3 protein-coding genes are annotated in these 2,710 nt (G+C 39.0%); all 3 read left to right on the forward strand.

The window, feature by feature from the left end:
- Positions 1-566: Fic family protein (locus WBM49_RS03470; RefSeq protein ID WP_424370673.1), on the forward strand; the 566-nt coding region annotated here is incomplete at its 5' end.
- Positions 567-813: 247 nt separating this feature from the next.
- Positions 814-963 (forward strand): hypothetical protein, encoded by a 150-nt coding sequence (locus WBM49_RS03475; RefSeq protein WP_424370674.1) that lies wholly within the window; start codon positions 814-816, stop codon positions 961-963.
- 184 nt (positions 964-1,147) lie between these two features.
- Positions 1,148-2,542: a group II intron reverse transcriptase/maturase gene (ltrA, locus tag WBM49_RS03480; RefSeq protein WP_424370675.1), complete on the forward strand. Its 1,395-nt coding sequence runs from the start codon at positions 1,148-1,150 to the stop codon at positions 2,540-2,542.
- Positions 2,543-2,710 lie beyond the last annotated feature (168 nt).

The following is a 2,710-nucleotide window of genomic DNA, read 5'->3' on the forward strand; positions in this document are numbered from 1 at the left end:
AGCATGAAACAGATATGGTTCTGAAAGCGGCTATTGCTCATTTATGGTTCGTGACAATTCATCCATTCGATGATGGAAACGGACGAATTACAAGAGCAATTACAGATATGACATTGGCGCGTTCTGACAAAAGTATTAGGCGGTTCTACAGTATGTCTGCACAAATTAGGGTTGAAAGAAAACAGTATTATGAAAAACTTGAGAAAACACAAAAAGGAAATTCAGATATTACAGAATGGATTTTGTGGTTTTTACAATGTTTAATAAATGCTATTGACTCCACAGATGAGACTTTATCGAAAATACTTCATAAAGCAGAATTTTGGAAAATACATTCCACCACAATTCTCAATGATAGACAGCAAAAAATAATAAACAGACTACTTGATGGATTTGACGGAAAGTTAACAACCTCGAAATGGGGAAAAATTAACAAGTGCTCTCAAGATACGGCTCTTAGAGATATTCAAGATTTGATTAAGAAGGATATCTTACAAAAAGAAGCGAGCGGTGGACGAAGCACAAATTATGAATTGAAAGAAATGCCAGGCGGTAACAATGTATAAAAATAATAGCCGTTTCAGTAGTAAATTCAAGGATTGTAGCCCGCTTCAGCTTTTCTGTAACTTGACAGGAAAGTGCCACGCAGTCGGCTACTATTCTTATACTAAACGTTGGTGTGCCACGAAGCTGTGGAAATCCAGCAGGTGTAAATCCTGCCTAAATAATTTGCTGTTCATTTAGAAGAGATGCAGACAGATAAGCTCGCGAGGGTGACACTGAAGCTCTGTATACTCAAATGACCAAGCCGTAATGCGCGAGTGTGAACCCATAGTAGCTTCGAGAAGTGTATCAGTAGATGGGGAGAGTTTTGACGGTCTTCGAACCCTGTTACGTTGCATGGATAAACAGCGATGCGAAGTGCAACGGTCTACCGGAGTCATAGGGATGGCGTGGTTATAGATGGATTTTTACGGAACGTGGGAGATCTCTTGTTTTAAAGATTGGCAATCTTAAACAGGCCGATATAAGCATAGCGAAATTCGGCAGGGAAATAAGAGAAGTCGGAGGAGCCCATATTACTGCACGACCCAATGGACAACAAAACCATTGGATAGGGAAGGGGCTCTACTTTAGAGAAGCTTATATGAAAAACAGAACGACCTATATTGATGCAAATCTATTAGTAAGTCCATCGTCTATAACGACCGATGAGAAAGTTCGTGTATTTCAAAGGAAGCTATACATTAGAGCCAAGCAAGACAAAGATTTTAAAGCCTATAGTTTAAGCGATAAACTGAGTTTAGACTATGTGTTGCAAGAATCTTACCGTAGGGTAAAACAGAATTATTCCAAAGGAACAGGTGTTGATAAGATTTCATTTGCAGATATTGAGAAATACGGTGTTTCCAAATTTCTCAGAGAACTGCAAGAAGAACTACGAACCAACACTTACCGGTGTCAACCCGTGCGACAGGTTGAGATACCGAAGGAGAAGAAAGGCGATTTTCGTATGTTGGGCATTCCCACCATAAGAGACAGAGTAGCACAAATGGCAGTAAAGATGCTAATTGAGCCACTTTGGGAAGCCGACTTTATCGATACTTCGTATGGATTTCGGCCTAAGCGAGGAGCCAAGGATGCGGTAAAGCAGATAAAACAGAACATTTACGATGGTCATTATTTTATTTATGACGCAGATTTGTCAAAATACTTTGATACCATTCCGCATGATAGGCTGTTTATTTTGCTTAAAGAGCGCATCAAGGACAGCGGGATTCTGAATATTATTAAACAATGGTTATGCGCCCCAAAACAATTAAAGAATGGCGAGCTTCGGGCAAGTACAGCAGGAACTCCTCAGGGAGGTGTTATCAGTCCATTGTTATCTAATATTTACCTACATGCTTTTGACAGAATAGTAAGCAATCCAAATGGAAAGTTTGCCAAGGCGAATATTCGTATAGTTCGCTATGCAGATGACTTTGTGCTGATGGGGAACTACTATTACAGTCGGGAAATATTAGCATATATTGATTCATTAATGAGAAGAATGGGGCTTAAGATCAATAAGGACAAGACCTCGTTATTGCATGTGCATAAGAGGAGTCTGTTCTTTTTAGGTTTTGAGTTCAGGATAATTCGTTCCAAGTTTTCATGGAACAAACACAATTATACAAACGTTCGACCGAGTATGAAATCGAGGAGTAAACTATTTGCAAAGATTCGGGAGCTTTTAGAAAAGCGCCGACACTGGAAGATAGCCCCCTTAATTTACAAGCTCAACTCATTACTCATTGGTTGGTTAAATTATTTTTCGATTAGTAAAGTAACCCACATTTGGGAGACCATAAAAGTGATCATTAAACAACTGGACTATAAACTATTTAAATGGCTCAAAAGCAAAGGACGTAAAGCGCACAAGTTGCTACGCCAGCAGCCGTATAATACCTTTGTGAAAGGCAAAGGTTTGTTAGACTTGGAAAAGTATGCACGTTTGAAAACCCTTGCGAATTACGAAGTAATCATGAACACCGATTAAATAAACACTATTGTGAATAAAATCAATGAAGAACTCTATCGGTAAGCCGTATGAGATTATTTGCGACTGAATAAAGAGCAAATACCATTCGCGTACGGTTTGATGAAGGGGGTGCTGATAGTTTGCTTAAATTTATTACTTTTACAGGTGATAATTAGAGTGGACTAT

Source organism: Muriicola sp. (assembly GCF_049669965.1).
Lineage (GTDB): Bacteria > Bacteroidota > Bacteroidia > Flavobacteriales > Flavobacteriaceae > Muriicola.